The organism is Salibaculum sp. (assembly GCF_035270045.1).
Taxonomy (GTDB): Bacteria; Pseudomonadota; Alphaproteobacteria; order Rhodobacterales; family Rhodobacteraceae; genus Salibaculum.
Map to the genome: position 1 here is coordinate 1 of NZ_DATFIP010000053.1, position 2395 is coordinate 2395.

Annotated in this window: 2 protein-coding genes; both read right to left on the bottom strand. The window is 64.8% G+C overall.

Annotated elements, in window-relative coordinates; genetic code table 11:
* Window positions 1–202: 202 nt before the first annotated feature.
* Window positions 203–1177, bottom strand: a complete 975-nt coding sequence (locus VJ897_RS08525; protein ID WP_324055085.1) for a M23 family metallopeptidase — start codon at window positions 1175–1177, stop codon at window positions 203–205.
* Window positions 1174–2010, bottom strand: a complete 837-nt coding sequence (locus VJ897_RS08530) for a DUF6544 family protein (protein WP_324055087.1) — start codon at window positions 2008–2010, stop codon at window positions 1174–1176. The genes VJ897_RS08525 and VJ897_RS08530 overlap by 4 nt, the downstream gene beginning before the upstream one ends.
* Between the last annotated feature and the right edge of the window lie 385 nt (window positions 2011–2395).

Sequence of the window (2395 nt, forward strand, 5' to 3'; positions counted from 1 at the left end):
GCCGGTAAGAAGATCAACCCGATTGCGTATGTGCCTGACCAATTCCGAATTCCCGCCGGTTGTCAGCCTCTTGTGCCTGCTGGCGTGCCGGGCAGCAAGGGCGCGCCCCGACGAAACAGGGACGCCTGCATCGGCAGGGGCGTGCGGATACGACATCGGCCCCGATTGAAGCTGCCCGTCAGCCCTTGCCGCGGCTGCCGTTCTATTCGGATGGCTCGACCGGCTCTCCTGACAGATGATCACCACGCACGAGAAAGCGGCCCTCGATACGCAGGGCCAGCGGCTCGCCCGAAATTGGCGGCGCAGCTTGAGGCGCGGGCCGTTGCGCGTGGATGTGCAGATGCGGCTCGGTCGATGCACCCGAATTGCCGACCTGTCCCAACAGGTCACCCACCCTGACCCGATCACCGGGCTCTACCGTCACGCTGCTCTGCCGCATATGGGCAAACACGATCTCGGCCTCGCCACAGCGCAGGATGACGTGATTTCCAAGACGGTTGACCTGATCGTTCTCCGGCACCTCGAAATCCGGCATCTCCCCTTGCATGGTGACCACCCTGCCCGCACAGGGCGCGCGCAGTTCCGCGCCGAAGATCGCATAGGCAGCAGGATCAGCCGGTCGCCAGCCCCGCGCACGCAGCCCCCAGGGGCCAAGACCGAAGAAATCCAACGCGTAGGATTGGCCGCGCCATGGACCAAACCGCGCAACCCGGCGGTCCAGCGTTCCGATATGCGCATTGACCAGCCGGTTCGAGCCCCCGTTGCCCACCAGGTAGTCACCCGGTCCAAGCGGATTGCCGATATCGACAACCTCACCCTCTGGCAGGCTGCGGCCCATCATGGCCCGCCCTCCATACCAGACACCGACGCACAAAAGCACCACCGACACCCCGATCCCGGCCCATCCGGCCAGCCCGTCCCAGACCCTGGTCGGCGCGGCCCGTCGCCTGCGCACAAGCCCTGCCATCACGGCGAGCAACCACAGCCCGCCGTAGACCCAAGGCAGCCACCAGACCGGAACGGCCCACTGCGCGACGCGGGCCAGTGCGAACAGAAAGGCACCGGTGCCCGCCGCCTGAAGTCCGAAGCTGACCGATGTCCGCGCCGGAAGACACGCAACCCATGCAATTAGGGCCAGCGGCAGCGCGACCTGAAGCGACAGAACCATCACCGTCATCGCACGGCCCTCGGAAAGCGGATTTCAGAGACATCCGCGATAAAGAAAGGAAAATACGCCTCGGTTCCGAACATGTTGCCCGCCTCGACATGAAACGCAAGCCGATACCCCCCGACCTCGCGAAACTCCGACAGCGTCGCGCCGAACGGCTGCAAACGATGGATGCGGTCCGGGTTCGCATCGCTCCAGCGCTGGAAGGAGACGACAACGGGTTTACCTTCCTCGTCCAGCGTCAGATCGACCGTCTGGCTCAACGCGCCGTGGCGCACGGTCACGCGCGCGGTGCTGTGATCCACCGCCTCCCAGGACACGCCCGGCCCCGGCAGCAGCGCGGCAGGTGACCAGATCGCGGCCTCTGCGACATAGCGCCCAAAGGCCGAGCGCCTGTGGTCAGGATTACCCCCCAAACGCCCGACGGGGATCAGACCGAAAATGCGAAACCGTGTCCAGAATGCGGAATCCGACCCCGACAAAGGCATCCCCTTGCGCGTCCGCATCGCCCAGACGAATCCCTCCGGCACGGACAGGATCTGGCGTGCCTCCATCAGTCGATAGGCAGGGGCCTGCTTGCTTCCAAGGCTGAATTTCCCCGTCATGTCGATTTCAGACACGGGCAACAGCGGGGTGCCGGTCTGGATCGCGAACCTGAAGTAGCGGCGCGCAGGTTCAGGCAGGTCCGCGACCATCTCGGGATCGAACCGCGCGGGATCAGCGGGCTGCAGGGCCGCCAGCCGGTCCCATTCGGCACGGTCGGCCCGCCGGTCATGAACCACAAGCAGCGCCAGCGCCGAAACGCACAGCAGAACGGTGCCAATTCCGATCAAGACTGCCATCCTGCAGACTCCTCCAGACCAGCGTGGACCATGACCCTGACTCACGCAAGGCGCGTTGACCTGCGTCAAACCCCGAAAGCGTGCGCAAGCCGCGACGAGCATCAGATACCACACCATCACGGATTGCTGGTCTTCGCGAAGAAATCTGGTCAGGATACCGACCGGCGCGACCCACCGCATCACTGCGCACCGGGACGCTCTGCAAAAAAGGTAAATACCCATGCTTCCAACACTCGGGCTCCTGCTGGCCTGCCAACTTATCGGAGAAGTCACCGTCCGGGGCCTTGGCCTGTCCATCCCCGGCCCCGTCCTCGGGCTTGCTCTGCTCATCGCAATCCTGCGCATCAGGCCTGCACTGGCCAAGGACCTGCGCCCCACCATCACG

Excerpts from the sequence above, each read along its gene's own strand:
- VJ897_RS08530 (WP_324055087.1), bottom strand. The coding sequence starts at position 2,010 with ATGGCAGTCTTGATCGGAATTGGCACCGTTCTGCTGTGCGTTTCGGCG.
- VJ897_RS08525 (WP_324055085.1), bottom strand. The coding sequence starts at position 1,177 with ATGACGGTGATGGTTCTGTCGCTTCAGGTCGCGCTGCCGCTGGCCCTA.